Here is a 1,569-nt window from a genome sequence, read left to right as displayed (position 1 = left end):
CGACCGACCTAGGTTAGACCAACTTACGTTCTATATAACTGTATGCTTTTCGAACTGTAAGGGGTGTAGGTCTCCCTAAAAAGGAGGTGATCCAGCCACACCTTCCGGTACGGCTACCTTGTTACGACTTCACCCCAGTCACCAGTCCTGCCTTAGGCATCCTCCTCCTTTGCAGGTTGGAGTAATGACTTCGGGCACTACCAGCTTCCATGGTGTGACGGGCGGTGTGTACAAGGCCCGGGAACGAATTCACTGCAGTATGCTGACCTGCAATTACTAGCGATTCCTCCTTCACGCAGGCGAGTTGCAGCCTGCGATCTGAACTGAGCTCCGGTTTACGGGATTTGCTTGCATTCGCATGCTTGCTGCCCTCTGTCCGGAGCATTGTAGTACGTGTGTAGCCCAAGGCGTAAGGGGCATGCTGACTTGACGTCATCCCCACCTTCCTCCGGTTTGTCACCGGCAGTCTCTCTAGAGTGCCCAACTTAATGCTGGCAACTAAAAACGAGGGTTGCGCTCGTTGCGGGACTTAACCCAACATCTCACGACACGAGCTGACGACAGCCATGCACCACCTGTGTTCGCGCTCCCGAAGGCACTCTTCCCTTTCAAGAAGATTCGCGACATGTCAAGCCTTGGTAAGGTTCTTCGCGTTGCATCGAATTAAACCACATACTCCACCGCTTGTGCGGGCCCCCGTCAATTCCTTTGAGTTTCACCGTTGCCGGCGTACTCCCCAGGCGGGATACTTAACGCGTTAGCTACGGCACGGCTCGGGTCGATACAAGCCACGCCTAGTATCCATCGTTTACGGCTAGGACTACTGGGGTATCTAATCCCATTCGCTCCCCTAGCTTTCGTCCCTCAGTGTCAGTTACGGCCTAGCAGAGCGCCTTCGCCACCGGTGTTCTTCCTGATCTCTACGCATTTCACCGCTACACCAGGAATTCCCTCTGCCCCGAACGTACTCTAGCCTTGTAGTTTCCACTGCTCTTATCTAGTTGAGCTAGACTCTTTAACAGCAGACTTACATAGCCACCTGCGGACGCTTTACGCCCAATCATTCCGGATAACGCTTGCATCCTCCGTATTACCGCGGCTGCTGGCACGGAGTTAGCCGATGCTTATTCCTCAGGTACCGTCATTGTGTTCTTCCCTGAGAAAAGAGGTTTACGACCCAAGAGCCTTCCTCCCTCACGCGGTATTGCTCCGTCAGGCTTTCGCCCATTGCGGAAAATTCCCCACTGCTGCCTCCCGTAGGAGTCTGGGCCGTGTCTCAGTCCCAGTGTGGCTGATCGTCCTCTCAGACCAGCTACTGATCGTCGCCTTGGGAGTCCATTACACTTCCAACTAGCTAATCAGACGCGAGCTCATCTTCAGGCAGTTAACCTTTCACCTCTCGGCACATCCGGTATTAGCCACCGTTTCCAGTGGTTGTCCCAGACCTGAAGCCAGATTCTCACGCGTTACTCACCCGTCCGCCACTGTGCCCGAAAGCACCGTTCGACTTGCATGTGTTAAGCATACCGCCAGCGTTCATCCTGAGCCAGGATCAAACTCTCCGTTTTG

General features: G+C 54.2%; 1 rRNA gene. It reads right to left on the bottom strand.

Annotated features, from left to right (window positions below):
- Positions 1-79: 79 nt before the first annotated feature.
- Positions 80-1,568, bottom strand: a 16S ribosomal RNA gene (locus tag V7K42_RS13015).
- Position 1,569: the final 1 nt, after the last annotated feature.

Source organism: Nostoc sp. (assembly GCF_036917455.1).
Classification (GTDB): domain Bacteria; phylum Cyanobacteriota; class Cyanobacteriia; order Cyanobacteriales; family Nostocaceae; genus Nostoc.
Note: the sequence above shows the minus strand (reverse complement) of the source record. Positions and strands in the feature narration are given on the sequence as shown.